The following is a 25449-nucleotide window of genomic DNA, read 5'->3' as shown; positions in this document are numbered from 1 at the left end:
TCCGCCCGTTTCAGGTGTGCTGATCTCGCCCTGCCGTTGGTCCATCTGCACACAGTCGAACGTGCTGCGAACTTGGCTGTGATCAGCGGGCGAGGGCGGCGAGTCGGAACTGTTGGTTGGTTTGTCCGTGGCAGTCGTAGAGCTGGATTTGGGCTCCGTTGGTGGTGCTCCAGGCGTCGAGGCAGCGTCCGGATTGGACGTTGCTGATGGTGCCGTTGGAGTTGATGTTCCACTGTTGGTTGGTCTGGCTGTGGCAGCTGTAGATCTGTACTGCCGCGCCGTTGGCGGTGCCTGCGGCGTCGAGGCACATGGTGCCGTACACCTGGAGTTGTTTGGTTGTGGTGTAGGTCCATGCCTGGTTGGTTTGTTTGTTGCAGCCGTAGAGCTGGACCCGGGTGCCGTTGTTGCGTGAGGCGTTGGGTACGTCGACGCACCGGCCGGATTGGGTGCCGACGATTTCGCTGGCGGAGCCGGGCGGAACGGTCGGCGGATCGGTGGGGGTCGGCGGGTCGGTGGGGGTCGGTGGGTCGGTGGGGGTCGGCGGGTCGGTCGGGGTCGAAGGCAGCAACGGGCAGGTGCTGCGGTAGGTGACCACGCCGCTGGAGTCGAGCAGTGGGCAGAGGAACTGGCTGTACCGGGTGTCGTTGTCGATGAACATCTTGACGAACGGCAGCATGGTCCGGACCATCACCGGGTTCGACCGTCCGACCATGAAGCCATGATCCGCGCCGGCGACCTCCAGGTAGACGCTCTCCGTCGTGGCCGGGAGGCTGTTGTACAGGCCGGTGGCGTAGGACGGGGTGACCACCGTGTCCGCCTGCCCAGAGAAGATCATGGTGGGCACCCGGTCGTTGGCCAGGTTCGACGACGGCGAGTACGGCGCGATGCCGACCACTGCCTTCAACGACGGGCGTCGGGTGGCTGCGCTCAGCGCGCCGCCGCCACCCATGGAGTGGCCTGCGACGGCCAACCGGTTGGGGTCGACCCGGTCGCGTACGGGGCTCTGCTGTGTGAGGTAGTCCAGTGCGGCGAGCAGTTGGGTGCCTCGGGCGGTGTCGAAGTCGTTGCGGCTGTTGGTCTCGATGCCGATCACGACGAAGCCGTGGGACGCCAGCCACGGTCCCATCCAGGCCAGCTCGGCGGAGAACAACGCGGTGTAGCCCGGCGAGATCGCGATGGCCCCGAAGGTGCCCTGGCTGGTGTCGGTCGGGTAGTAGATCCGGCCGCCGTTGAAGCCGTACCCGGTCGGGACGCTGACCGACGTGTTGGCGAAGGGACCGTTCACGGCGGTGACGCTGGTCCGGGTGGGATCCGGGCCCCGCTGGTACGGGTTGTCGGCGGCCGACGCCGACCCGGTCGCGACGGTAATGGTGAACAGCCCGACTGCGGCGGCGATCCCAGCCGCGGCGAGCTTGAACAGCCGTCCCCGAAATCGGGCGGGCATTCGGTCGGTATGGGTTTCCCCCGCGGGCGGGGGGTGGTGCCCGTGTCCTCGCACTGTCGCTACCTCCTGGTGGTGGTGGGTGCGGGGCGGGCGGGCTCGGTGTGGTGCCGAGCCTGCCCGCCCCGGCGTTGTCCGGTCGTCAGCGTTGCAGCGTCAGCAGACCCGGCCGGTACGGCAGAAGGCCGTAGTCGCCGCCGGAGCTGGGGGAACGCCCCTGGTAGAGCAGTTGCAGGTTGCAGGCGTCAACGGTCATGGTCTGATCGGCGTTGCTGCGGATCAGTTCGCCATGGCTGATGTCGTTGGTCCAGGTGACGCCGCTGTTGGCCTTGCCGGCGAACGGGTTGCTCTCGGACGTGGCCTGCGGTGTCCACGTACCACCCAGGCTGGTGGCCGTGAACGATCGGAAGTAGCGCCCGTTCGCGCCGATCGCCTCGACGAGCATGAGGTACCGGTTCTGGCCCTGGAGTTTGTAGACCTGAACCCCTTCGAACAGGTTGTTGGTGGTGTCGGTCATGATCGTCGTGTAGTTCGACCCGAAGCTGCCCGGGAAGTTCCCGATGGGCATGCTGGCCCGGTAGATCCTGCCGTTGTCCCCGGCGAAGAACAGGTACATGTTCTGGTCGTCACCGATGATCGCCTGGTCGATCGGGCCCGTGCTGGAGTTGGAGATGCTTCCGGTGAACAGCGTCTGCGCCGCGGACCAACTGTTCACGTTGGTCGGGTCGGTCGACGTCCGGTAGGAGAAGGCCGGCCCGCCCCACTGGTAGGCGAGCACCCAGATGTTGCGCGGTGCGAAGTAGAACAACGACGGCGCCACCGCCGCGAACGGCATCTGATTCTGCGACGCCGACCCCATCTGGTTCCAGTTCGAGAAGAGACCGAAGTTCATCGAGCCCCAGGTCGTGCCCGTGTCGTGCGTGGTCGCGTAGACCAACTGCTGGCCGTTGTAGGGCGCGTGGGTGAAGTCCTTCAGCGACACCCACCCCGACCTCGGCTGCGCCAGCGCGCCCGTGGACGACCAGCGGTACGACGAGGGAAGGTCACACGAACCGCCGGGTGGCGGCGTCGTCGGCGTCGGCGTCGGCGTTTGGGTGGGACCGCCGACGGAGGCGAGCCTGAACTGCTGGTTGGTTTGTCCGTGGCAGTCGTAGAGCTGGATCTGGGCTCCGTTGGTGGTGCTCCAGGCATCGAGGCATCGTCCGGACTGGACGTTGCTGATGGTGCCGTTGGAGTTGACGTTCCACTGTTGGTTGGTCTGGCTGTGGCAGCTGTAGATCTGTACTGCCGCGCCGTTGGCGGTGCCTGCGGCGTCGAGGCACATGTTCCCGTACACCTGTAGCTGTTTGCCCGAGGTGTAGGTCCATGCCTGGTTGGTCTGCTTGTTGCAGTCGTAGAGCTGCACCCGGGTGCCGTTGCTGGTCGAGGCGTTGGGTACGTCGACGCACCTGCCGGACTGTGTGCCGACGATCTCAGAGGCGGAGCCTGGTGGGACGGTGGGGGTGGGCCCCGGCGTGGTGGGCGTGGGAGTGGGAGTGGGGCCCGCGCTGTTCAGCGCCTCCAGGGTGGCCGTGTAGGCGGCCTTCTTGTTGCCGTTGCACTCGAAGAGCAGCGGGGTGCCGCTGGAGCGCCACGAGTCGCAGTCCCGCACCCCCCACACGGTGAGCCCGTTGCAGCGCGCCACGGCAAGGCAGTCGTTGACCACACTGCGGTAGGTGTTGGCCTGCGTCGTGCCGGAGCCTTCGATGTCCAGCTCGGTGATCTGCACGTCCACCCCGAGGGCGGCGAAGCTGGACAGCGTGGTGCGGTAGTTGCTGTTGTACGGCGAGTTGGCGTTGAAGTGCGACTGGAAGCCGACGCAGTCGATCGGCACCCCACGAGACTTGAAGTCGCGAACCATGTTGTACACGGCCTGCGTCTTGGCCCAGGTCCAGTTGTCGGTGTTGTAGTCGTTGTAGCAGAGCTTCGCGTTCGGGTCCGCCGCGTCGGCGGCGCGGAACGCCGCCTCGATCCAGTCGTTGCCGGTGCGCTGGAGGTTCGAGTTGCGGCGGGCGCCGCTGTTGCCGTCCTCGAACGCCTCGTTCACCACATCCCAAGAGTCGATCTTGCCCCGGTAGTAGCTGGCCACTCGGGTGACGTGGTTCAGCATCGCATTGCGCAGGGCGGTGCCCTCCATGCTCTGCATCCAGCCCGGCTGCTGCGAGTACCAGGCCAGGGTGTGGCCCCGGACCTTCCAACCCCGGGAGATGGCGTGGTTCACGATCCGGTCCGCGTTGCTGAAGGTGAAGTTGTTCTGCTGCGGCTCGGTCGCGTCGATCTTCATTTCGTTCTCGGGAGTGACGCTGTTGAACTCACGATTCAGGATCGTCGTGTAGGCGCTGTCGTTGAGTTTGTTGGCGGCGACGGCGGCACCGAAGTACCGGCCGGACTGGGCTGCGGCGGCACCGAGGGTCGTCTCGGCGGCCTGGGCCAGATTGGGCAGCAGCGACACGGCCAGAGCCAGAATTATCGCGGCCGTTCCGGAAAAAGTTAGTGCTCGTAGTCGGGTGCGCCCGATGGGACGGGTCCGGGAAACCATGCCGGTCCTCCAGTGGTGGGATGGATGGAGCTCGGTCGCTGTTCGAGTGGGAAGCCCCGCTCGGATGGCGGCGGCCACGATGCTGAGTCGGCCTGAGCGGGCCGGACTCACGTCAGGCGCCCGTGCGGAGACGAGCCGTCTCGGGCTGCCTGATCAGCGGATGCAGGGGTTGCGGTGAGTGCGTCCGGTCGCCCGCCGGGAAGCGGTTGCGGGCGCTGGGGTCTGCCGGTGGTGGACGTGGTACCTGTTAGGTGGGTGGGCTGGTGGTCACCTGAGGCGCCTCCGGAAGTGAAGTGATCATGTTAACGTTCACACTCATCGATGGCTCCCAGGCTGGCAGAAAATTCCAGAGTTTTCAACCGGTAGTTTCGGGTGTGTTACGGATCAGGGCGACAGGTGTTCGACTCCCTTCGGCCGGGCAAGATCAAATCCTCTGGTCTCCCGGAGCGGCCGGCGCTGTCGGTTGTGACCCCGATCACGGTGAACCATCCACAAGTTGATGGCAGACCGCACCTCGGCCTTTCATCCAGTGAAAGCTCAGTCCCCGCCGCGCACACCTCACGCGATGATTTGGCCCCACCCGTGTTCGTCCAGGAGGGGGGTCGGTCGCATGGCCTTCGCGCGTAACCAGTGGTACGTGGCGGCCTACGCCAGCGAGGTCGGGCGGGCACTGCTCGCCCGTACGGTGCTCGGTGAGCCGCTGGTGCTGTACCGCACCGGTGCCGGGAAGCCGGTGGCGCTCGCTGACCGGTGCGTGCACCGGCGCTTCCCGCTCTCGGAGAGCCGGCTCGACGGTGACACCATCGTCTGCGGCTACCACGGCTTCACCTACGATCCGACCGGCGCCTGCGTCTTCGTGCCGGGTCAGCAGCGCATCCCGCGCACCGCGCGGGTTCCCTCGTTCCCGGTGGTGGAACAGGACTCCTTCATCTGGGTCTGGATCGGCGACCTGGACCGCGCCGACCCCGCCGCGATTCCCCGCGCACCGTGGCTCGCCGACCCCCGCTACGCGGTGGTACGCGGCATGGCGCCGTTGAACGCGCGGTACGGCCTGCTGGTGGACAACCTCCTCGACCTGTCCCACGAGACCTATCTGCACGGCGGTTACATCGGCACGCCGGAGGTAGCGAACACCCCGATCACCACCGAGGTGGACGAGGACCGGGGGATCGTCTATGTCAGTCGGCACATGGACGACGCCGAGTGCCCTCCGTTCTACGCCCGCTCGACCGGGATCCAGGGCCGGATCACCCGGTGGCAGGACATCGAATACCACCCGCCCTGCCTCTACCTGCTGCACAGCCGGATCGCGCCGCAGGGCGTGCATCCGCCCGCCGAGGGCGAGGACAGCGAAGCGTTCCACGCCGAGATCGTGTACGCCATCACCCCGTCGACCGAGAACACCACCTATGACTTCTGGGCCGTGGCGCGCGACTTCGCGATCGACGACGAGTCGGTCAGCGAGTACCTCCACCACAGCAACCACACAGTGGTCATGCAGGATGTGACCGCGCTCAACATCCTGGAGCAGGTGATCGCGACCGAGCCGGACAGGTATCAGGAGCTGAGCATCAACATCGACACCGGTGGCCTGGCCGCCCGGCGGCTGCTGGCCCGGATGGTCGGGTCGGGGACGGTGGGAGCGGCGCGGTGAGCTCCCTGGCAGGCACCCTCACGGGGGACCGGGTCTACCGGATCCACTGGGTGCCGGGCACCGACACCCTGCGTGGGATCTGCCACTGTGGGGCCGAGCGGATCGCCGAGGACCCGGTCGAGTTGTGGGAGTGGCTGCTCGCCCACCCGCAGGGCCACCAGGGTGTGGCGGTGCGGGCGGCCGGACCGCCGAGAACGATGGCGATGCGCGAGTGACAGTGGACGTTCTGACCGGTGTGGAGCTGGTGGTTGCCGGCCGGGATCGGGTGGCGGCCGAGGTCGTGGCGATTCGCCTGTGTCGCGCCGACGGCGGTGACCTGCCCGAGTGGGCGCCGGGCGCGCACATCGACCTGGAGTTGAGCACCGGCTGGGCCCGTCAGTACTCCCTCTGCGGCGACCCGGCGGACCGGTCCGCCCTGCGGATCGCGGTGCAGCGCGAACCGAACGGACGCGGCGGCTCCCGGCTGGTGCACGAGCGGCTCACCGTCGGGGCGACCGTCCGGGTGAGCGGACCGCGTAACACCTTCCCGCTGGTCGCGGCACGGCGCTACCTCTTCGTCGCCGGTGGCATCGGTATCACCCCCATCGCACCGATGGTCGCCGCCGCCGACGCCGCGGGCGCCGACTGGCGGCTGGTGTACGGGGGACGCAGCCGCACCACGATGGCCTTCGCCACCACCCTGTGGGAAAAGTACGGCGACCGGGTGAGCCTGCACCCGCAGGACGAGACCGGGTTGCTCGACCTGGCCGGATTGCTGGGCCGGCCCGGCGCCGGGCTCGTCTACTGCTGTGGCCCGGAAGCACTGATCACAGCAGTCGAGGAGCACTGCCGCGGCTGGCCAACCGGCTGCCTGCACGTCGAGCGCTTCACCGCCCCGGCCGGCACCGGGGAGCCGGAGACGACGATCGTGGTCGAACTCGCGCTCTCCGGGCGGACGGTGACGGTGCCCCCGGGTACGCCGATCCTGCAGGCGGTGGAGGAGGCTGGCGTGCAGGTCCTCTCGTCCTGCCGAGAGGGCACCTGCGGCACCTGCGAGACCCCGGTGCTCGCCGGCATGCCGGAGCATCGCGACAGCCTGCTCACCGAGGAGGAGCGGGCCGCCGGGGACACCATGATGATCTGTGTGTCCCGGGCCCGCACGCCGCGGCTCGTCCTTGAGCTGTGAGCGGCCGGCGCACGCGGGGATGATGGCGAGGTGCGCGCACAACCGGGACGGTCGGTGACCAGTAAGGTGCTGGCGCTGCTGGACGCGTTCAGCCAGGCCAGTCCGGTGTTGACCCTGAGCGAGTTGGCGCGTCGCACCGGACTGCCCCTGCCCACCGTGTACCGGCGGGCCGCGGAACTGGTCGCGTGGGGGGCACTGGAGCGCGGCGACGACGGGCGGTACCGGATCGGTCTGCGGCTGTGGGAGGTGGGCTCGCTCGCCCCGAGGGGCCTTGGGCTGCGGGAGCTGGCACTGCCGGTCATGGAGGACCTGTACGAGGTGACCCACGAGAACGTCCAGCTCGCCGTCCGGCAGGACCTTGAACTCGTCTTCATCGAACGGATCGCCGGGCGACACGCGGTGCCCGTGCTCACCCGGGTGGGGGGTCGCTTCGCGCTGCACGCCACCGGCGTCGGGCTGGTCCTGCTCGCCCACGCGCCCGCCGAGGTCCAGGAGCAGGTGCTGGCCGCGCCGTTGGAGCGGTACACCGAACTGACCATCACCGACCCGAAGCGGCTGCGTCGCTGCCTCGCCGAGGTGCGCCGGATCGGATACGCGGTCAGCGACCGTCAGGTCACCATGGACGCCCTCTCGGTGGCCGCGCCGATCCGCGTACCGGAGGGTGTGGTGGCAGCGATCTCGCTGGTGGTCGCCCACGACCGCGCGGACCCGGTGGCGTTGGCACCGTTGGTCCAGGCCGCGGGTCGGGTGGTCTCCCGGGCGCTGAACAGCTCCCACCAGCAACCACCGAGGTAGGGAAACCTCAGCGGTCGCGCCCTGCCGGCCAGACCCACAGCCCCGTCTGATGTAGACAGACTGCAAATCGTTGACGCCCGATCAAATTCTGCATTACGTTGCCCGTGCGACAGCTGACCCCCACCCTCGTGCGCAGATCGGCATCGACGAAAGAGAGCGCTCATGTCACTGGACGGCAAAGTCGCCATCGTCACCGGGGCTGGGCGGGGTCTGGGCCTCGCCTACGCGCAGGAGCTGGCGCGGCGGGGCGCCTCGGTTGTGGTAAACGACGTCGACGCCTCGGTCACGGCCGACGCCGTGGCGGCGATTGAGGCATTCGGCGGCCGGGCCGTCGCGGTGGTCGCACCGGTCGGCCCGACCGAGACCGCGAAGGAACTCGTCAGCACGGCGGTGGAGCACTTCGGGCGCCTGGACATCCTCGTCACCAACGCAGGCGTCCTGCGCGACACGGTGCTGTGGAAGATGAGCGACGACGACTTCGACACCGTCATAAACGTGCACCTGCGCGGCACGTTCACCACAGTGCGCGAGGCGGTGCAGCACATGCGGCAGGCCGGCGAGGGCGGGCGGATCATCTGCGTCGGGTCACCCACCGGACAGCGGGGAAACTTCGGCCAGACCAACTACGCAGCCGCCAAGGCGGGCATCGTCGGCATGGTCCGTACCTGGGCGCTCGAACTCAAGCGGGCCGGCATCACCGCCAACACCGTCGTCCCGGTCGCCGCGACCGCGATGACCGCCACCGTCCCCTACTTCGCCGCGGCGGTACGGGCCGAGGCGAACGGCGAGCCGATGCCCGCGTTCTTCCGACACGATCTGGGGTTCGGCACTGCGGACGACGTGGCCGGACTTGTCGCGTTCCTCGGCTCCGACGCGGCGGCCTCGGTGACCGGCCAGGTGATCGGTGTCGGCGGTGACCGCCTGCAGATCTGGACCCACCCCGAGGCGGCGCTGACCGCGCACCGCGAGGGCGGCTGGACGTACGACGCGCTCGTGGACGCCTGGCCGACGACGTTCGCCGGCGCCGCGCAGAGCGTCGGCGAACGCTTCCCGAAACTCCCCGAGGAGTTCGAGCCCACGACGTCCTGACCAGCCCGAGCAGACCCGCCTGCGCAGAACCGCCCGACGAAGGTTGGCCCCATGTACCAGCCCGCCATCGACCTTGACGACGTCACGGCGATCGACATGCACGTGCACATCGAGGTCGACGACCACGGTCACACCTCACTGCCCGAACCGCTCGTGGCAGCGGCGTCGGCGTACTTCAAGACGGACGGCCCACGGCCTGCGGTCGAGGCTGTGGCCCAGTACTACCGCGAACGGCACATGGCAGCCGTCGTCTTCACAGTGGACGCGCGTACGCAACTGAAGCACCGGCCACTGTCCAGCACCGACATCGCTCGCGCGGCGGCCGAGCACGCCGACGTGCTCGTTCCGTTCGGATCGGTCGACCCGCGCACCGGGGCAGCGGCCCTCGAACTCGCCGACCGGCTGATCCGGGAGGAGGGCGTACGCGGCTTCAAGTTCCACCCCACCGTGCAGGGCTTCGACCCCAGCCACGACGAGTACGCGCCGCTGTGGGGCCTGCTGGAGCGGGCGGGCGTCCCGGCGCTCTTCCACACCGGGCAGACCGGCATCGGCGCGGGTACGCCGGGCGGCTACGGTCTGCGGCTCGGCCTGTCGAACCCGATCCTGCTCGACCCGATCGCGGCCGACTTCCCCAACCTGCAGATCATCATGGCCCACCCGTCGGTGCCCTGGCAGGACGAGGCGTTGTCGGTGGCCACGCACAAGCACAACACCTGGATCGACCTGTCCGGCTGGAGCCCGAAGTACTTCCCGGCCGAGTTGGTGCGCTACGCCAACTCGGTGCTGAAGCGGCGGGTGCTGTTCGGCACCGACTACCCGATGCTGACCCCCGACCGGTGGCTGCGCGACGTGCAGGCGACCGACCTCAAGCCGGATGTGCTCCCGGGCATCCTGAAGGACAACGCGGTCCGACTGCTGGGCCTCGCCCGCTGACGACGAGAGGAAACGCATGACGACGACCATCACCTACGACCGGCTCGGCGACCTTGCCGGCACCGATCTCGGCCACACCGGGTACCGCACGGTCACCCAGGACCAGGTGGACCTGTTCGCGGATGCCACGGACGACCACCAGTGGATCCACGTCGACCCCGAACGGGCGAGGACCGGCCCGTTCGGCGCACCCATCGCGCACGGCTTCCTCACCCTCTCTCTGGCGGTTCCCTTCTGGACCGAACTGCTCGAGGTCAAGGGCGTGACCACGAAGGTGAACTACGGCCTCGACAAGGTCCGCTTCCCCGCACCGGTCGTGGTCGGGGCGCGGGTGCGCATGCAAGCCACAGTCGTCGAGGTCGTCGAGGTCCGCGGCGGCTACCAGCTCGCTGTCGACCAGACGATCGAGATCGAGGACGGGACCAAGCCGGCGGTCGTCGCGCGAGGGCTGTACCGCTTCTACGCCTGAGCCCGGGGGCATCCGTCGAGCCGGATGAGCACACCACCTCCACCCACAGGAGAAGATGATGCACCAGCAGGGAATCGGCGCCTGGGTGGCCAAGCGCCGGCTCAAGTCCCCGGACCAGGTCGCGATCATCCACGGCGAGCGGTCGCCCATGACGTACGGACAGTTTGCCGAAGCCACCGACCGGGTCTCAGCCGTGCTGCGGGATCGGGGCGTCGGCAAGGGCGACTCCGTCGCCTACCTGGGTGAGAACAGCCCAGAATTTCTCCAGGTGATGTTCGGGGCGGCGCAGGTCGGCGCCGTCTTCGTGCCGATCAACACCCGGCTCGCCGCGCCCGAGATCGCCCACGTCCTCGGCGACTGCGGCGCTCGGGTGCTGATCCACGACCTGGACTTCGCCGCGCCGGTGGCCTCCGCCGCGCCGGCCGCCCGGACCCCGTCCGTCATCGTCAACGGTGCGGGCACCGCGGACCGGCCCGGGCTGGCCGCCCTGGCACGGGCCGCCCGCACCCCGTTCACCGACCATGCCGACACCGCCCACGAGGACCCGGCGGCGATCGTCTACACCTCGGGCACGACCGGCCGGGCCAAGGGCGCCGTGCTGACGCACGGCAACCTCACCTGGGTGGCGCTCAACTGTGTGGTCGACTACGACGTCGTCTCCACGGACGTCGCGCTCATGATCTCGCCGCTGTTCCACGTCGCCTCGCTCGGGATGGGTGCCCTGCCCGTCATCCTCAAGGGCGCCACGATGGTCATCGAGAAGGGCTTCGAGCCGGGCCACGCGCTCGCGCAGATCGAGCGGCACGGGGTCACCATGCTCAGCGGCGTGCCGACCACCTACCAGCTGATGGCCGATCACCCCGCCTGGGCGTCGACCGACCTGTCGACGCTGACGAAGCTCACCTGCGGAGGTTCGGCGGTGCCGGCCCGCATCCTCAACGCGTACGAGGCGCGGGGGCTGTCGTTCTCGCAGGGTTACGGCATGACCGAGGCCGCGCCGGGCGCGACCGCGCTGCCCTCGACGATGACCCGCGTCAAGCAGGGCAGTGTCGGTCTGCCGCATTTCTTCACCGACGTGCGGATCACCGATGCGGCCGGTGTGGTGGTGCCCGCCGGCGCCGTCGGTGAGATCGAGGTGGCCGGGCCCAACGTCTTTCCCGGCTACCACGGGCTCCCGGAGGCGACCGTCGAGGCGTTCACACCCGACGGGTGGTTCCGCTCCGGCGACCTCGGTCACCTGGACGCCGACGGCTACCTCTACATCTCCGGTCGCCTCAAGGACATGATCATTTCAGGGGGCGAGAACATCTACCCGCTCGAACTCGAGCGGCTGCTCACCGAGGTCGACGGGGTGACCTCGGCGGCGGTCATCGGCGTACCGGACGAGCGGTGGGGGGAGGTGCCGTGGGCGATCGTGACCGTCCGGGAGGGGGTGTTCGTGGACACCGCCTCCGTCCGGGCGTGCCTCGACGGCAGGATCGCGCGCTACAAGCTCCCGAGGAACGTCATCGTCGTGGACGAGCTGCCGCGGACCGCGTCGGGGAAGGTGCGGAAGGCGGATCTGAGGACCCGATTCGGCGCCTAGTCGCGGGCCGGGCCGCGACGAGTGCATCGAACTCCGCCGCGGACGCCTCGGCCAGCTTCTCGTGCACCCGACGGTAGGTCTGAGCCGATTTCGTGGCGGGCCATTCCGCGTCCATGAACTCGGCCGGCAGCCGTGGGTCGGCGCGCAGCAGGGCGAGCCAGTCCGCCACGAGCATCGTGCGTACGGTGAGGGCAGTCGGTGCCATCCCCAGCGCGGAGGGGTCGTCCCAGGTGTCGATGAAGGCGAGGTGCGCGCGCCGGATTGCCTCGATGTCCCACGCCGCGCGTACGCTCTCGCCGATCGGGAACCCGGCGAGTTCGCGGGCGTGGAAGGCGACCACGGTGTTGGGCGCGAGGTCCTGCCGCAGCGGCTCCAGCGAGCCGGCGAGGTCGACCTCGCCGGGCGCGAGCCAGAGGCCGTCCCGGATCGGCGCGAAGCCCTCCCAGGTGAGGGTTGAGCGCAGTCGGTGCCGCAGCATCCGCTGGCCCTCGGGGATCGAGAAGGTGACCAGGGTCCAGCCGCTGCCCTGCGGGTCGAACGGCCGCGGCCCGCGGACGCGGTACGTCGCCTCGCGCAGCACCGCGACGCCGTGTTCGGTCAGCGAGAACAGCGTCTCCCGGCCACTCCTGCTTCGGGCGAGGATGCCGCTGTGCACGAGACGGTCGAGGGTCGCGCGGGTGGCCGGCGCGGCGACGTCCGCACCCTCCAGCACGTTTATCAGGACGCTCGCCCGGATCGGCCCAGTGGCGCCGTCGACGACATGCTCGCCAAAGAAGGCCAGCAACAACTGCTTCGGCTGACGACTACCCACAGCCCTTCCCTTCGGGGAACTCGTTGGCTTGGCCGCCGATCACCGCGCGGATCGCGGGGCCACAGCCTGCCCGCGCTTGGCCCGCTGGATCTGGTTGTAGACGTGCGTCCGCAGCTCGGTGAAACGGGGCAGGGCGCGGGTCGTGATCTGATCGCGCTCCGGCGGCAGGTCGATCGCGAGGTCCTCCTGGATCCAGGTCGGCGACGTGGACAATATTAGAACCCGCTGACCGAGATACACCGACTCGTCGATGTCGTGGGTGACGAAGACAACCGAGATGGTGCGGCTGGCGTGCAGCTCGCGAACCAGGTCCTCCAGGTCGGCCCGGGTCTGCGCGTCCACCGCGGCGAACGGTTCGTCCATGATCAGGACGTCGGGCTGGTAGGCGATCGCCCGCGCGATCGCCACGCGCTGTTGCATCCCCCCGGAGAGCTGCCACGGGTGGCTTCGTGCGGCGTGCGCGAGGCCAACCGCCTCAAGAGCGTTGACGACCAGCTTGGTCCGGGCTGCGCGCGAGAGTTTCTTGTGCCGCAGCGGAAGCTCGACGTTTCCGCGCACCGTCAGCCAGGGGTAGAGGCTGCGGCCGTACTCCTGGAACACGACGGCCATGGCCGGGCTGGGCCCGGTCACCGGTGAGCCGTCCATCTCGACCACGCCGCTGGTGGGGCGCAGCAGGCCGGCGAGGCACTTCAGGAGAGTGGTCTTGCCGCATCCGGACGGTCCGACGATGCAGACGAGCTCGCCGGCGTCCATCGTGAAGCTGATGTCCCCGATCGCCTCGACGTTGCCCGTCGCGGATTCGTAGACCTTGCGCAGGTGCTCCACCCGCAGCAGGGTGCGCCGATCAGGCACGGTTGACCTCCCTGATTCCGTGGTACCAGCGCAGGACGCGCCGTTCGACGAGACCGAAAGCGACGGCGAGGAAGACGCCGACGAGGCCGAGGAGGAGGATGCCGCTCCACATCTCGGCGATCAGGTAGTTGCGCTGAAAGTAGGCGATCCGGTAGCCGAGGCCGGAGGAGGAGGCGAACATCTCGGAGATGACCATCAGGATCAGCGCGACCGAGAGGGCTTGACGAACCCCGGCCATGATCCGTGGGCTGGCGGCCGGGAGCACGAGGAACCTGAGCCGCTCCCACCAGGAGACCCGGAACGACTCAGCGGTCTCCTTCATGACGCTGTCGGTTCCCCGGACACCCTCGATGGTGTTCAACAGGATGGGCCAGACCGCGCCGGAGACGATCACGACGACCTTCATGGTGTCGGTGATCCCGAGGAGGAGCATGACCACCGGAATCAGCACCGGGGGCGGGATGGCCCGGAGGAACTCCAGCAGCGGTTCGAGGAGTTCCCGCAACCAGTGGGTCAGGCCGATGACGGTGCCGGCGGCGACGCCGAGCACGATCGACGCGGCGACACCGAGGCCGAGGCGGGCGAGGCTCGGCAGCACGTCCTCGACGAACGCCGGGCCGATCCAGGTCTCCCGGAAGGCTTCGGCGATCGTCAACGGGTCGGGGAAGAACCGGCTCGTCGTCCTCGTCGCCACCAGACCCCAGACCACCAGAAGCAGCGTCGGCAGCCCCAACGGGTAGAGGAGGCTCGCCGCGATCCGGGATCCGATCGTCCGGCCGCGTGCCGTGGTGGCGACCCGCCCGGTGTACGCGGTCACAGCGGCTCCTCTCCTCGTACGGACTGGTGCCACGACAGCACCCGACGCTCGATGAACCGGAAGACGATGTTCACCATGAGCCCGAGCAGGCCGGTGACCACGACCAGCGCGTACAGGCCGGCGGCGTCACCGGCGGACCGGGACAACTCGATCATGCGCCCGAGGCCGAGGTTACCGATCACCATCTCCGCGGTGATGGCGAGGATGAGCGCGACCGCCGCCGCGAGCCGCAGGCCCGTCATGAGGTACGGCAGGGTGGTCGGCAGGACGAGGTGCGACAGCTGCTCCCGCCGGGTCAGACCGAAGCTGCGTGCGGTGTCGCGAGCTACCACGTCGACGTCGGCGACGCCGTAGATAACCTGCACGAACACCTGCCAGAACGACGCGTAGATGATGATGACGAGGGCGGCCTGCCGCTGGATGCCGAACATCAGCACGGCGAGCGGGATGAGGGCGACCGACGGGATCGGTCGCAGGAACTCGACCATCGTGTGGGTCGCGCGCCGCAGGAAGGGCACCAGCCCGACGACGGTGCCGACGGCGACGGCGGCGAGCGTCGCCACCGTCAGGCCGATCGCCCAGGACGTCATCGTGCTGCCCAGCCGCCGCCAGAAGGCGAGGTCGACGAGCTGCTCGAACAGCCGGGCCAGCACGTCCGTCACGTACGGCAGATACAGCGGGTTGATCAGGCCCAGCGTCGGGATCAGCTGCCAGAGGACGAGGAACCCGGTCAGGCCGACGACGCCGAGCATCGCTCTGCGTAACGCGCGCAGGCGTCGGGTGGGAAACACGCGCATGTCACTCCCGTCCTCAGGCGGGCGGCGAGGCCCCTCCCCGGTCCGGGGCCGGGGAGGGCGGATCGCGCCAGCTACTGCTGCTGGATGAGACGGTCGAAGTTGGGTTGCTTGTCGAGCACCTTGTACTTCTGCGCGAGTTCGGCGAGTGTCTGCAGGCTCGCCCGGTCGACCTCCCAACCGAAGGCCGGGAGCCGCACCGACTCGGCCACCGGCGGGGGGAGCTGCAGATTGTCCTTGATGGCCTGCCGGAGCGCCGCATCGTTGGCGGGGTCCTTGGCCCACTCCAACGTCTTCTTCATCGACGCCGTGAAGTCCTCGACCAGCTTGGCGTCCTTGTCCGTGCGTTCCTTGGTGGTGATGGTGGTGAGCGTCGTCAGGCCGGGCACCACCGCCTGGTAGGGCGCGACGATGAAGGTGTCGCCGCGGGTCTTCAGCTGCGTCACAAAGGGTTCCGGCACCCACGCGGCGTCGATGTTGCCCGATTCGAGTTGGGCCGGGGCATCCGGGAAGGCGACCTCGACGAACTTGATTTTCGACGGGTCGCCGCCGTCCTTCTCGACCGCTGCCATGATCGTCACGTCACCGGCGGCGCCCAGGCTGTTGACCGAGACCCGCTTGCCCGCGAGGTCGGCCGGCCGTTTGATGCCGGACTTCGCCGAGGCCACCACGGCGTTGATGTCGTCGCCGTCGGCGTACGAGGAGGCGTAGTTGCCGATGATGACGACTCCGAGGTCGCCCAGGTCGGCCCGGAACGGACCGAAGGGCTGGCCGATCGCGAAGTCGATGTCGCCGTTCATCAGTGCGGGAATGGCCTGTGCGCCGCCCTGGGCGGGCAGCACCTCGACCTGGAGCCCGCGTTCGGCGAAGATGCCCGCCTTGATGCCGCCCCACAGCGCGGCGGTCTCGGTGATGGGCAGCGCCGCGACCCGGACCTTGCGCAACTCGCCCGAGGTCTGTTCGGACGGGTTGGACGCGTCGGAGTCGGTACATCCGGTGAGGGCGATCGCGGTGGCGGCGATCAGCCCGAAAGCCATGACCTTCTTCATGGACGAGGCCCTTCCTGGGCGGGGGTGGTGGGTGCGTCGGAAGTCGGCGGATGCCTCGGATTTGCAGGTGGACTACCGCTGCGTGGGGGCGCACGCCGCTGTGGTGGCCATGGTCAGTCACCCAGGCATTGAAAGTCAATAATTTCTGACGCCCGTCATGAATTAGTTGAACGACGCTCTGCGGTGGCGACACCGCCACGCTCGCTTTCAGACCTCGGGCAGACCTACGTAGTTCTCGGCCAGGCTGGTGGCGTAGGCGTCGGAGGTGGCGACGTACCTCAGCGTGGCGGTCTGCAGCTTCGTCTCGTACGGGTCGTCGCGCTCCAGCCGGTGCAACATGGACGTCATCCACCAGGAGAAGTGCTGGGCCCGCCAGACCCGGCGCAACGCGGTGACCGAGTAGGACTCCAGCAGGTCTGTGCGCCCCCCGTCGTACCACCCGGTGAAGGCCTCCCCGAGCAGCGCGACGTCGGCCAGGGCCAGGTTCATGCCCTTCGCGCCGGTGGGCGGAACGATGTGCACGGCGTCCCCGGCCAGGAACAGTCGCTCCCACTGCATCGGCTCGACCACGAAGCTGCGCATCGGGGTGATGGACTTCTCCAGGATCGGCCCCTCGTTGAGTGACCACCCCGGCACCGTCTCCAACCGCGCCCGCAGCTCTGTCCAGATCCGCTCATCCGGCCACGCGCCGATGTCCTCGTCCGGCGCGACCTGTAGATACAACCGAGAGATCTCGGGGGAGCGCATGCTGTAGAGGGCGAAGCCCCGTTCGTGGTTGGCGTAGATGAGTTCGTCCACCGCCGGCGGCGCGGCGGCGAGGACGCCCAACCAGGCGAACGGGTACACCCGCTCGTAGGTGGTCAGCACACCCTCGGGCACCGCGCCGCGGCTCACCCCGTGGAACCCGTCGCAGCCGGCCACGAAGTCGCAGTGCAGCTCCTCGTCACGTCCGTCGCGTCGAAAGTGGACGATCGGCGAGTCCGAGTCGAGGCCGTCCAGGCGTACCGCGTCGGCCTCGAAGAGGATCGAGCCACCGGCCGCGAGCCGGGCGGCGATCAGGTCCTTGACCACCTCCTGCTGCCCGTAGACGGTGATCGCCCGCCCGGTCAGGTCTGCCATCGGCACTCGGTGCGACTCCCCGGCGAAGCGCAGCTCGATGCCCTCGTGGCGCAGCCCTTCCCGTTGCAGCCGCTCGCCGACGCCGCTGCGGCAGAGCAGGTCGACCGAACCCTGTTCGAGGACGCCGGCCCGGAGTCGGTGCTCGACGTAGTCGCGGCTGCGGCTCTCCAGCACCACCGAATCGATCCCACGCAGGTGCAGCAGGTGCGACAGCATGAGCCCCGCCGGCCCGGCGCCGACGATGCCGACCTGGGTGCGCATTCCCGGCATGCCCTCTCCTCCCGGTGTCAGAACGGGTACCGCGTGATGGCGCCCTGCACGGTGAGCCACTGGGTCTCGGTGAACGCCTCGACGTTCGCCGCGGGCCCACCGAACCGGGAGCCGGTGCCGGATGCTCCCACCCCACCGAACGGCGCTACCGCTTCGTCGCTCACCGTCTGGTCGTTGATGTGCACGATCCCGCTGGGGATCCGGTCGGCGAGGGCCATCGCCCTCATCACGTCGCGGCTCAGGATGCCCAGCGACAGGCCGTACTCGGTCTGCCGGGCCAACTCCACGGCCTCGTCCTGGTCGGCGAAGGTGATCACCGGCGCGACCGGGCCGAAGACCTCCTCGGCGTACGCCGGGGTCGTGGGGGTGACGTCGGTGAGCACCGTCGGCCGGTAGAACAGCCCTTCGTACGTGCCCCCGGCGGCCAGGCGGGCACCCGCGTCGACACTTGCGGTGACCAGCGCATGGATCTTGTCGCGCTGGCGCTCGTCGATGATCGGCCCCAGTGCCACCCGCTCCTTCGCCGGGTCGCCGACCGGCAGGTGGTCCGCCTTGTCGGCCAGCCGCTCGACGTACCGCTCGGACAGACTCTCGTGCACCAGGTGCCGGCCGGTGGTCATGCAGATCTGGCCCTGGTGCAGGAACGACCCCCAGGCGCCGGCGGAGACCGCCAGGTCGAGGTCGGCGTCGTCGAGCACGATCAGCGCCGAGTTGCCACCGAGTTCGAGGTGCGCCCGTTTGAGATGGCGTGCCGCCGCCTCGCCGACCTTGCGGCCGGCGGCGGTCGAGCCGGTGAAGCTGATCACCCGTACGTTCGGGTCGGCCACCAGCGCCTCGCCGACCTCGACCCCGCCGGGAAGGACGTGCAGCAACCCTTCGGGCAGGCCGGCCTCTTCGAAGACCCGGGCGATCGAGACGCCACCGCAGACCGCCGTGCGCGGGTCGGGCTTGAGCACCACCGCGTTGCCCAGGGCCAGGGCCGGGGCCACGGAACGGGTGGCCAGGATGAGCGGGAAGTTGAACGGCGCGATGACCCCGACGACGCCGACGGGCAACCGGCGCGCCAGGCTGAGCCGCGGTTGCGCGCTCGGGATGATCTCGCCGAGCGGGTGCGAGGCCAGCGCCGCCGCCTCGTAGCACTCCTGCGCCGCGGTGTCGGTCTCGACCCCAGCCTTGGGTGGGATGGACCCGGATTCCCGCACGATCCAGTCGCCGATCTCGGCGGCGTGCCGCTCGAACAGTTGCCCGGCCCGGCGCAGCACCGCGGCCCGATCGGCGTAGCCGGTGGCGGCCCAGGCGCGCTGGGCGGCGACGGCGCGGGCGCAGGCGCGCGTCACATCCTCGGCGTTCGCCGTGCCGACCTGGCCGATCTCCTCCCCGGTGGCGGGGGATCGTACCGCCGCTGTGCCGCCGGCCGGTTCCACCCAGCCGCCGCTGTGCAGGGTGCCCTGCCAGGTAGTGGGGTCCAGCAGTGTCATGGCGGTCCTCCTCGGAGCGTGGGGGTGGTCCCAGGGGTGACCGGGCCGACGTGCGCTCGCGAAAGGCCCGGAGGTGTTCGCTTACCGAACGGCCGTTCTCTGTATGAACGTTGGCACGTGGCCCGGCTCGCGTCAACGCATCGTCCGACGTGACTTCCAGACACTGTGGACGGCGCGCGCCGGGTCGGGCAAACCTGTCGTTGACGGATGTCATCCGCCGTCGTACGTTCGAGATGAGTACGGCAGTCCGCATAGCGAACGGCTGGCGGCAGCGCGGTTTTCGCGGAAGGCGGGAGGCCCATGGCGAAGCTCGTCTCGCTGGCCGACGGCGTGGCGCACCTGGTCCACGACGGTGACGTGGTGGCCCTGGAAGGTTTCACGCACCTCATTCCGTTCGCCGCCGGTCACGAGATCATCCGCCAGGGACGGCAGGACCTGACCCTCGTGCGGATGACCCCCGACGTCATCTACGACCAGCTCATCGGGGCGGGGTGCGCCCGCCGCCTGGTCTTCTCCTGGGGCGGCAACCCGGGAGTCGGGTCGCTGCACCGCTTCCGGGACGCCGTGCAGCACGCCTGGCCGCGTCCGCTCGAGCTGGAGGAGCACAGTCACGCCGGCATGGCGAACCGTTACGTCGCCGGGGCGTCCGGGCTGCCGTTCGCCGTCCTGCGCGGCTACACCGGCACCGACCTGCCCAGGCACACGCCAAACATCCGGCCCATCACCTGCCCCTTCACCGGCGAGACGCTCACCGCCGTCCCCGCGCTGCGTCCCGACGTGACGGTGGTGCACGCCCAGCGCGCCGACCGCAACGGCAACGTGCAGATGTGGGGCATCACCGGGGTGCAGAAGGAGGCGGTGCTGGCCGCCCACCGGTCACTTGTCACAGTCGAGGAGATCGTGGACGAGTTGGCACCCGTACCCGGGCAGGTCGTCCTGCCCGGCTGGGCGGTCACCGCGGTGGCCGAGGTACCCGGAGGCGCGCACCCCTCCTACGCCCACGGCTACTCGGTGCGCGACAACGACTTCTACCGGGACTGGGACGCCGTCAGCCGGCACCGCGACACCTTCCGCGCCTGGCTGGACGAGCACGTGCACAAGGCCGGGGCGACGACATGAGTCAGCGCAGCGAACGAGGGAACGCGGTGGCGGACTGGACCGCGGACGAGATGATGACCGTCGCCGCCGCGCGGCAACTACGCGACGACACCGCCTGCTTCGTCGGGATCGGGTTGCCCAGCACCGCGGCGAATCTCGCCCGGACGACCCACGCCCCGAACCTGGTCCTCATCTACGAATCCGGGTGCCTCGGCGCGAAACCGGACCGGCTTCCGCTCTCCATCGGCGACGGAGTCCTCGCCGACACCGCTGACGCGGTCGTCTCGGTGCCCGAGGTGTTCAACTACTGGCTCCAGCCCGGCCGGATCGACGTGGGCTTCCTCGGCGCCGCGCAGATCGACCGGTACGGCAACATCAACACCACGGTCGTCGGGGGCGACTACGACGCCCCGATGGTCCGACTGCCCGGCGCCGGTGGCGCCCCGGAGATAGCCGCGTCCTGCCGCGAGGTCGTGGTGATCGTCCGGCAGGACCTCCGGACGTTCACCGAACGGGTCGACTTCGTCACCTCGGTCGGGTACGGGGCCGGCCCGGGCGACCGGGAGCGACTCGGCCTGCGGGGCGGAGGCCCACGAGTCGTGATCACCGATCTCGGCGTCCTCGAACCCGACCCGCTCACCTGCGAACTCACACTGACCCGCCTGCACCCCGGCGTGACCCGGGAGCAGGCGCGGGCCGCCACCGGCTGGGACCTCGCCGTCGCGGAAGGGCTGACCACGGGCGAGCCACCGACGGCAGCCGAACTCACGGTGCTGCGGGCACTGGAGGCGACGAAGTCCGACGGGAGACTCCCATGACCACTCAGGACAACCGGGCCAGCAGCGGCCTGGTGCTACCGCGGTACCGGCGCGACGACGTCGACGCTCACCCACCCCTGCTCAGCCCCGGCTACAAGTCGACAGTGGCACGGGCGCCGCAACACCCACTGATCCACCTGCCGCAGCGGCTGACCGAGGTCACCGGGCCGTTGCTGGGGGAGGGGCGGCTCGGTGCGCTCGACCACGACCTGACCCGCCAGCACGACGGTGAGCCACAGGGACAGCGGATCATCGTGCACGGGCGGGTCCGCGACGGTGACGGCCGACCGGTACCCCGCACCCTGGTCGAGATCTGGCAGGCGAACGCCGCCGGCCGGTACCGCGACGCACGGGACACCTGGCCGGCGCCGCTCGACCCCCACTTCGAGGGGGTGGGCCGGGCGCTCACCGACGACCAGGGGCGCTACCGGTTCGTCACTGTGCAGCCCGGCGCCTACCCCTGGCGTAACCACGACAACGCCTGGCGGCCGGCGCACATCCACTTCTCCCTCTTCGGTCGGGCGTTCACCCAGCGGCTGGTCACCCAGATGTACTTCCCGGGCGACCCGCTCTTCTTCCAGGACCCGATCTTCAACTCGGTTCGCGACCCGAAGGCCCGGGAACGGATGATCGCCCGGTACGACCACGCCACCACCGCACCGGAGTGGGCGTTGGCATACGAGTTCGACATAGTGCTGCGCGGCCGGGAGAGCACCCCTTTCGAGGACGAGGACGACGATGAGTGAACGGTTGGGCGTGATGCCGGCGCAGACCGTCGGGCCGTACCTGCACATCGGCCTGCGCTGGCCCGACGGACCGTACGTCGTACCCGAGGGCACGCCGGGCGCGTTCTGGATCAGGGGTCGGATCGTCGACGGCACCGGGACGCCGGTGGTCGACGCGATGGTGGAGAGCTGGCAGGCGGACCCGGACGGGCGGTTCGACCACCCGGACGACCCTCGGGGTGCCCGGCCGCCCGCGCTCGCGGGCTTTCGCGGATTCGGGCGCAGCGAGACCGACGGGCAGGGGTGGTACCGGCTGTTGACCGTCAGGCCGGGTTCGTTGCCCGATCCGGACGGCGGCACCGAAGCCCCCCACCTGGCCCTGTCGGTCTTCGGGCGTGGGCTGCTGCACCGTCTCGTCACGCGGCTCTACTTCCCCGACGAGCCGGCGGCGAACGCCGCCGACCCCGTGCTGCGCAGCGTCGACGCCGACCGCCGTGACACCCTGCTGGCGAGACCCGCCTCGGACGGGTTCCGGTTCGACATCCACCTTCAGGGAGACCATGAGACCGTCTTCTTCGCCGTCTGACGGCCTGCTCGGCGGCCTCTCCGGCGCCACGGACGTCGACGCGGAACTCAGCGACCCGTCAGTGCTCCAGGCGATGCTCGACGTGGAGGCCGCGCTCGCCCGGGCCGCGGCGGACGCCGGCGTCATCCCCGCACCGGCGGCCGAGGCGATCGTCGAGCAGTGCCGCGCCGAGCGGTACGACCCGGGCGTGCTCGGCCGGGCGGCCGACGCCACGGGGAACCCGGTCGTCCCGCTGGTGAGCGAGCTGACCGCCGCCGTGCCGAACAATGCCCGAGCCTGGGTGCATCTCGGAGCGACCAGCCAGGATGTCCTGGACACCGCGCTGGCCCTGGTGGCCGTACGGGCGCTCGGGCCGCTGCTGCGTCACCTCGACGCCGCCGTGGACGCCGCCGCCCAACTGGCCGACGCCCACCGGGGCACGGTGATGGTCGCGCGGACGCTCGGGCAGCAGGCGGCACCGACCACGTTCGGGCTCAAGGCCGCCGGCTGGCTGACCGGTCTGGTCGAGGCCCGGGACCGCCTGCGTCAGGCCCGCGCCGTACAGCCGGCACAACTCGGTGGGGCGGTCGGCACCCTGGCCGCGTTCGGCCCGGCCGGCACCGAGGTCGCCGAGCGGTTCGCGGCGCACCTGGGCCTGTCGCCGAGCCCGCTGCCCTGGCACACCCGGCGTCAGCCCTGGCTCGATCTGGCCACCGCCCTCGGCGGGCTCCTCGTGGCCGCCGGCAAGGTCGCGCTCGACGTCGGGTTGCTCGCCCAGAACGAGGTAGGCGAGGTCGCCGAGGGGGGCGCCGGACGAGGCGGCTCCTCGGCCATGCCGCACAAGCGCAACCCGGTGGATTCGATCCTCGTCACCGCCGCGGCGCGCCGCGGTCCGGGTCTCGTCGCCACCCTGTTCGCCGCGGCGGTGCAGGAGCACGAGCGGGCCGCAGGCGCCTGGCACGCCGAGTGGGAGCCCCTGCTCGATCTGCTGCACCTGGCCGGTGGCACCGCCGCCCGGTGCGCCCGGGTGCTGGCCGGGCTGCAGGTCCGTCCGGAGCGGATGCGGGAGAACCTCGACGCGACCGGCGGCCTCCTGCTCGCCGAGGCCGTCGCCGCGCGGCTGGCGCCCGCTGTCGGTCGCGCCGTCGCACACGAACTGGTGACCCGCGCCGCCGCCGGACCCTCGTTCCGCGCCGCGTTGCTCGCCGACCCCGAGGTACGCGCCCACCTGTCCGAGACGGAGATAGCCGAGGCGCTCGACCCGTCCCGCTGGCTCGGCTCGGCCGGCCGGTTCGTCGACAGTGCCCTGACCGCTGCCCGGGGAGTGAGCGGATGACCTCTCGGTTGCACCTCACCGTCGACGGCCCGGCCGCCGCGCCGGTGCTGCTGCTCGGCAGCTCCCTCGGCACCGCCGCCGCGATGTGGGAACCCCAGGTCCCGGTGCTCGCCCAACGGTTCCGGGTTGTTCGGTACGACCACCTGGGCCACGGCCGCTCGGCGGTGCCGTCCGGGCCGTACACGTTGGACCTGCTGGGTCGGGAACTGCTGTTGACGTTGGACGACCTCGACGTGCAGTGGGTGCACTACGCGGGGCTGTCCCTCGGGGGCATGGTGGGCATGTGGCTCGCCACGCACGCGCCCGAGCGGGTGCGGCGGCTCGCGCTGCTCTGCACGTCGGCGTCGCTCGGCCCACCCGAACAGTGGCGCGAACGAGCCGCCACGGTACGCGCGGACGGTCTGCCGGCGATCGCCGACGCGGTGGTGGCCCGCTGGTTCACCCCGGCGTTCGCCGCGGCCCGGCCGGAGGCGATCGCCGCGCACCGCGCCATGCTGACCGCGACGTCGTCGGCCGGATACGCCGCCTGCTGCGAGGCGATAGCCGCGATGGACCTCCGACCCGACCTCGGGCGGGTCGCCGCGCCGACGCTGGTCATCGCGGGAGCCGACGACCGGGCCACCCCGGTGGAGCACGCCCGCGAGATCGTCGGGCGCATCCCGCGGGCCCGGCTGGCCGTGGTCGACGCGGCGGCGCACCTGGCCAACGTCGAGCAACCCGAGCAGGTGTGCCGGCTCCTGTTGGACCACTTCGACGAGGAACGCGGGGACAGATGAACGACCGCGAGCGGCACGAGGCGGGCATGGCGGTACGTCGACAGGTGCTCGGTGACGCGCACGTCGACCGCGCGGTCGCCGGCACGGACGAGTTCACCGCCGACTTCCAGGACTTCATCACCCGCTACGCCTGGGGGGAGGTGTGGAACCGGCCGGGCCTCGACCGGCGTACCCGTAGTTGCGTCACTCTCGCCGTACTCGCCACGCTGCACCACGAGGAGGAGTTGGCGATGCACGTCCGGGCCGCGCTGCGCAACGGGCTGAGCCCGGCCGAGGTGGCGGAGGTCCTGCTCCAGGTCGGCGTCTACGCTGGCGTACCGGCGGCGAACCGGGCGTTCAAGGTGGCCCGGGAGACTCTGCGGCAGGAGGCCGGGTGAGCGTGAGCGAGGACGCGGCGAGGTCGCCGGAGTTCGTCCAGTCGCTGGAGCGCGGCCTCGCGGTGATCCGGGCGTTCGACGGCGAACATCCGCAGCTCACGCTCAGCGAGGTGGCCAGACGGACCGGGCTGACCCGGGCCGCGGCACGCCGGTTCCTGCTCACCCTGGTCGAGCTCGGCTACGTGCACACCGACGGCCGGCTCTTCTCGCTGCGGGCACGGATCCTCGAACTCGGCTACGCGTACCTGTCCAGCCTGAGCCTGCCCGAGGTCGCGCAGCGGCACATGGAGGCACTGGTCGCGCGGGTGCACGAGTCCTGCTCGGTGTCGGTGCTCGACGGCGACGAGGTGGTCTACGTCGCCCGTGTGCCCACCAAGCGGATCATGACGGTGGGGATCAGCGTCGGTACCCGGTTCCCCGCGTACGCCACGTCAATGGGCCGGGTGCTGCTCGCCGCGCAACCGGTGGACTGGTTGGACGACTACCTCGCCACGGCTCAGCTGCGGCCGCTGACCCGGCGTACCGTCACCGACCCGGCCAAGCTGCGCACCGTCCTGACGAAGATCGCCACCCAGGGGTACGCCATCGTGGACCAGGAGTTGGAGGAGGGGCTGCGCTCCGTGGCCGCGCCGATCCACGGCGAGAACGGCTCGGTGATCGCAGCGGTGAACGTCTCCGCACACGCCACCCGAGGGTCGTTCGAGATGATCCGTCGCGAGCTGCTCCCGCCGCTGCTGGCTGCCGCGAAGCGGATCGAGGAGGATGTCCGGGGTGGCCTGGGCAAGACTTCGGCGGCAGGAGTCCTGCCCGCAGGCGGGGAGTAAGCGTCACGCAGCGCGGCCGGCAACTGACCGA

Annotated in this window: 25 protein-coding genes; 16 read left to right on the top strand and 9 right to left on the bottom strand. The window is 70.0% G+C overall.

The annotated features are described in order from the left end of the window. Positions 1 to 82 precede the first annotated feature (82 nt). Both KBX08_RS00175 and KBX08_RS00170 read right to left on the bottom strand, forming a co-directional pair. The gene (locus KBX08_RS00175; RefSeq protein WP_247668654.1) at positions 83 to 1444 is read right to left on the bottom strand and encodes a ricin-type beta-trefoil lectin domain protein; all 1362 of its coding nucleotides are present in this window, start codon (positions 1442 to 1444) and stop codon (positions 83 to 85) included. A gap of 139 nt (positions 1445 to 1583) precedes the next feature. Beyond that, on the bottom strand, positions 1584 to 3926 hold the full coding sequence (locus KBX08_RS00170) for a non-reducing end alpha-L-arabinofuranosidase family hydrolase (protein WP_210780698.1): 2343 nt from the start codon (positions 3924 to 3926) through the stop codon (positions 1584 to 1586). Positions 3927 to 4629: 703 nt separating this feature from the next. On the opposite strand from KBX08_RS00170, the gene KBX08_RS00165 reads away from it, so the two are divergent. The 8 genes from KBX08_RS00165 (at position 4630) to KBX08_RS00130 (ending at position 11709) form a co-directional block, all read left to right on the top strand. After that, a complete protein-coding gene (locus tag KBX08_RS00165; RefSeq protein WP_210780452.1) occupies positions 4630 to 5673 on the top strand; it encodes an aromatic ring-hydroxylating dioxygenase subunit alpha in 1044 nt (347 codons plus the stop codon). Beyond that, positions 5670 to 5888 (top strand): hypothetical protein, encoded by a 219-nt coding sequence (locus KBX08_RS00160; protein WP_210780451.1) that lies wholly within the window; start codon positions 5670 to 5672, stop codon positions 5886 to 5888. Before KBX08_RS00165 ends, KBX08_RS00160 begins: the two co-directional genes overlap by 4 nt. Next, positions 5885 to 6838, top strand: coding sequence for a PDR/VanB family oxidoreductase (locus KBX08_RS00155; RefSeq protein ID WP_307850413.1), 954 nt, complete (start codon positions 5885 to 5887; stop codon positions 6836 to 6838). Before KBX08_RS00160 ends, KBX08_RS00155 begins: the two co-directional genes overlap by 4 nt. Positions 6839 to 6892: 54 nt before the next feature. Then, positions 6893 to 7633 (top strand): IclR family transcriptional regulator, encoded by a 741-nt coding sequence (locus tag KBX08_RS00150; RefSeq protein WP_238690167.1) that lies wholly within the window; start codon positions 6893 to 6895, stop codon positions 7631 to 7633. Positions 7634 to 7795: 162 nt separating this feature from the next. After that, complete coding sequence (locus KBX08_RS00145; RefSeq protein ID WP_210780449.1) at positions 7796 to 8722, top strand: SDR family NAD(P)-dependent oxidoreductase; 927 nt, start codon at positions 7796 to 7798, stop codon at positions 8720 to 8722. A 51-nt stretch (positions 8723 to 8773) separates the two neighbouring features. Next, positions 8774 to 9655, top strand: coding sequence for an amidohydrolase family protein (locus tag KBX08_RS00140; RefSeq protein ID WP_210780448.1), 882 nt, complete (start codon positions 8774 to 8776; stop codon positions 9653 to 9655). A gap of 16 nt (positions 9656 to 9671) precedes the next feature. Then, positions 9672 to 10124 carry a MaoC family dehydratase gene (locus KBX08_RS00135; protein ID WP_210780447.1) on the top strand — a complete coding sequence of 151 codons (453 nt, stop codon included), beginning with the start codon at positions 9672 to 9674 and terminating at the stop codon, positions 10122 to 10124. A 58-nt stretch (positions 10125 to 10182) separates the two neighbouring features. Then, complete coding sequence (locus KBX08_RS00130; RefSeq protein WP_238690166.1) at positions 10183 to 11709, top strand: long-chain fatty acid--CoA ligase; 1527 nt, start codon at positions 10183 to 10185, stop codon at positions 11707 to 11709. Here KBX08_RS00130 and KBX08_RS00125 read toward each other — a convergent pair. The 7 genes from KBX08_RS00125 to KBX08_RS00095 all read right to left on the bottom strand — a co-directional run bounded on the left by KBX08_RS00125 (position 11630) and on the right by KBX08_RS00095 (position 18899). Beyond that, positions 11630 to 12520 carry a PaaX family transcriptional regulator C-terminal domain-containing protein gene (locus KBX08_RS00125; protein WP_210780445.1) on the bottom strand — a complete coding sequence of 297 codons (891 nt, stop codon included), beginning with the start codon at positions 12518 to 12520 and terminating at the stop codon, positions 11630 to 11632. The two genes, KBX08_RS00130 and KBX08_RS00125, sit on opposite strands and share 80 nt — an antisense overlap. Positions 12521 to 12559: 39 nt before the next feature. Beyond that, complete coding sequence (locus KBX08_RS00120) at positions 12560 to 13372, bottom strand: ABC transporter ATP-binding protein (protein WP_210780444.1); 813 nt, start codon at positions 13370 to 13372, stop codon at positions 12560 to 12562. Beyond that, positions 13365 to 14189 (bottom strand): ABC transporter permease, encoded by an 825-nt coding sequence (locus KBX08_RS00115; RefSeq protein ID WP_307850412.1) that lies wholly within the window; start codon positions 14187 to 14189, stop codon positions 13365 to 13367. Before KBX08_RS00115 ends, KBX08_RS00120 begins: the two co-directional genes overlap by 8 nt. After that, positions 14186 to 14986: an ABC transporter permease gene (locus tag KBX08_RS00110; protein WP_210780443.1), complete on the bottom strand. Its 801-nt coding sequence runs from the start codon at positions 14984 to 14986 to the stop codon at positions 14186 to 14188. Before KBX08_RS00110 ends, KBX08_RS00115 begins: the two co-directional genes overlap by 4 nt. A 71-nt stretch (positions 14987 to 15057) precedes the next feature. Then, a complete protein-coding gene (locus tag KBX08_RS00105; RefSeq protein ID WP_247668653.1) occupies positions 15058 to 16020 on the bottom strand; it encodes an ABC transporter substrate-binding protein in 963 nt (320 codons plus the stop codon). A 219-nt stretch (positions 16021 to 16239) separates the two neighbouring features. Next, the gene (pobA, locus tag KBX08_RS00100) at positions 16240 to 17421 is read right to left on the bottom strand and encodes a 4-hydroxybenzoate 3-monooxygenase (protein ID WP_247668652.1); all 1182 of its coding nucleotides are present in this window, start codon (positions 17419 to 17421) and stop codon (positions 16240 to 16242) included. A 17-nt stretch (positions 17422 to 17438) separates the two neighbouring features. Beyond that, positions 17439 to 18899 carry a benzaldehyde dehydrogenase gene (locus KBX08_RS00095; protein ID WP_210780441.1) on the bottom strand — a complete coding sequence of 487 codons (1461 nt, stop codon included), beginning with the start codon at positions 18897 to 18899 and terminating at the stop codon, positions 17439 to 17441. A 300-nt stretch (positions 18900 to 19199) separates the two neighbouring features. Here KBX08_RS00095 and KBX08_RS00090 point away from each other — a divergent pair, with 300 nt between their 5' ends. The 8 genes from KBX08_RS00090 to KBX08_RS00055 are packed head-to-tail and all read left to right on the top strand — an operon-like array spanning position 19200 to position 25418. Further along, positions 19200 to 20018 carry a CoA transferase subunit A gene (locus tag KBX08_RS00090; RefSeq protein WP_210780440.1) on the top strand — a complete coding sequence of 273 codons (819 nt, stop codon included), beginning with the start codon at positions 19200 to 19202 and terminating at the stop codon, positions 20016 to 20018. Beyond that, positions 20015 to 20815: a CoA-transferase subunit beta gene (locus tag KBX08_RS00085; protein ID WP_210780439.1), complete on the top strand. Its 801-nt coding sequence runs from the start codon at positions 20015 to 20017 to the stop codon at positions 20813 to 20815. Before KBX08_RS00090 ends, KBX08_RS00085 begins: the two co-directional genes overlap by 4 nt. Then, positions 20812 to 21561 carry a protocatechuate 3,4-dioxygenase subunit beta gene (pcaH, locus tag KBX08_RS00080; RefSeq protein ID WP_210780438.1) on the top strand — a complete coding sequence of 250 codons (750 nt, stop codon included), beginning with the start codon at positions 20812 to 20814 and terminating at the stop codon, positions 21559 to 21561. The genes KBX08_RS00085 and pcaH overlap by 4 nt, the downstream gene beginning before the upstream one ends. Next, positions 21554 to 22126, top strand: a complete 573-nt coding sequence (pcaG, locus tag KBX08_RS00075) for a protocatechuate 3,4-dioxygenase subunit alpha (protein ID WP_210780437.1) — start codon at positions 21554 to 21556, stop codon at positions 22124 to 22126. Before pcaH ends, pcaG begins: the two co-directional genes overlap by 8 nt. After that, positions 22101 to 23441, top strand: coding sequence for a 3-carboxy-cis,cis-muconate cycloisomerase (gene pcaB / locus KBX08_RS00070; protein WP_210780436.1), 1341 nt, complete (start codon positions 22101 to 22103; stop codon positions 23439 to 23441). Before pcaG ends, pcaB begins: the two co-directional genes overlap by 26 nt. Further along, positions 23438 to 24217, top strand: coding sequence for a 3-oxoadipate enol-lactonase (pcaD, locus tag KBX08_RS00065; protein WP_238690159.1), 780 nt, complete (start codon positions 23438 to 23440; stop codon positions 24215 to 24217). The genes pcaB and pcaD overlap by 4 nt, the downstream gene beginning before the upstream one ends. Continuing rightward, positions 24214 to 24594 (top strand): 4-carboxymuconolactone decarboxylase, encoded by a 381-nt coding sequence (gene pcaC, locus KBX08_RS00060; RefSeq protein WP_210780435.1) that lies wholly within the window; start codon positions 24214 to 24216, stop codon positions 24592 to 24594. Before pcaD ends, pcaC begins: the two co-directional genes overlap by 4 nt. After that, positions 24591 to 25418: an IclR family transcriptional regulator gene (locus tag KBX08_RS00055; protein WP_307850411.1), complete on the top strand. Its 828-nt coding sequence runs from the start codon at positions 24591 to 24593 to the stop codon at positions 25416 to 25418. The genes pcaC and KBX08_RS00055 overlap by 4 nt, the downstream gene beginning before the upstream one ends. Positions 25419 to 25449: the final 31 nt, after the last annotated feature.

It is taken from the genome of Micromonospora sp. H61, from assembly GCF_018070325.1.
Classification (GTDB): domain Bacteria; phylum Actinomycetota; class Actinomycetes; order Mycobacteriales; family Micromonosporaceae; genus Micromonospora; species Micromonospora salmantinae.
Note: the sequence above shows the minus strand (reverse complement) of the source record. Positions and strands in the feature narration are given on the sequence as shown.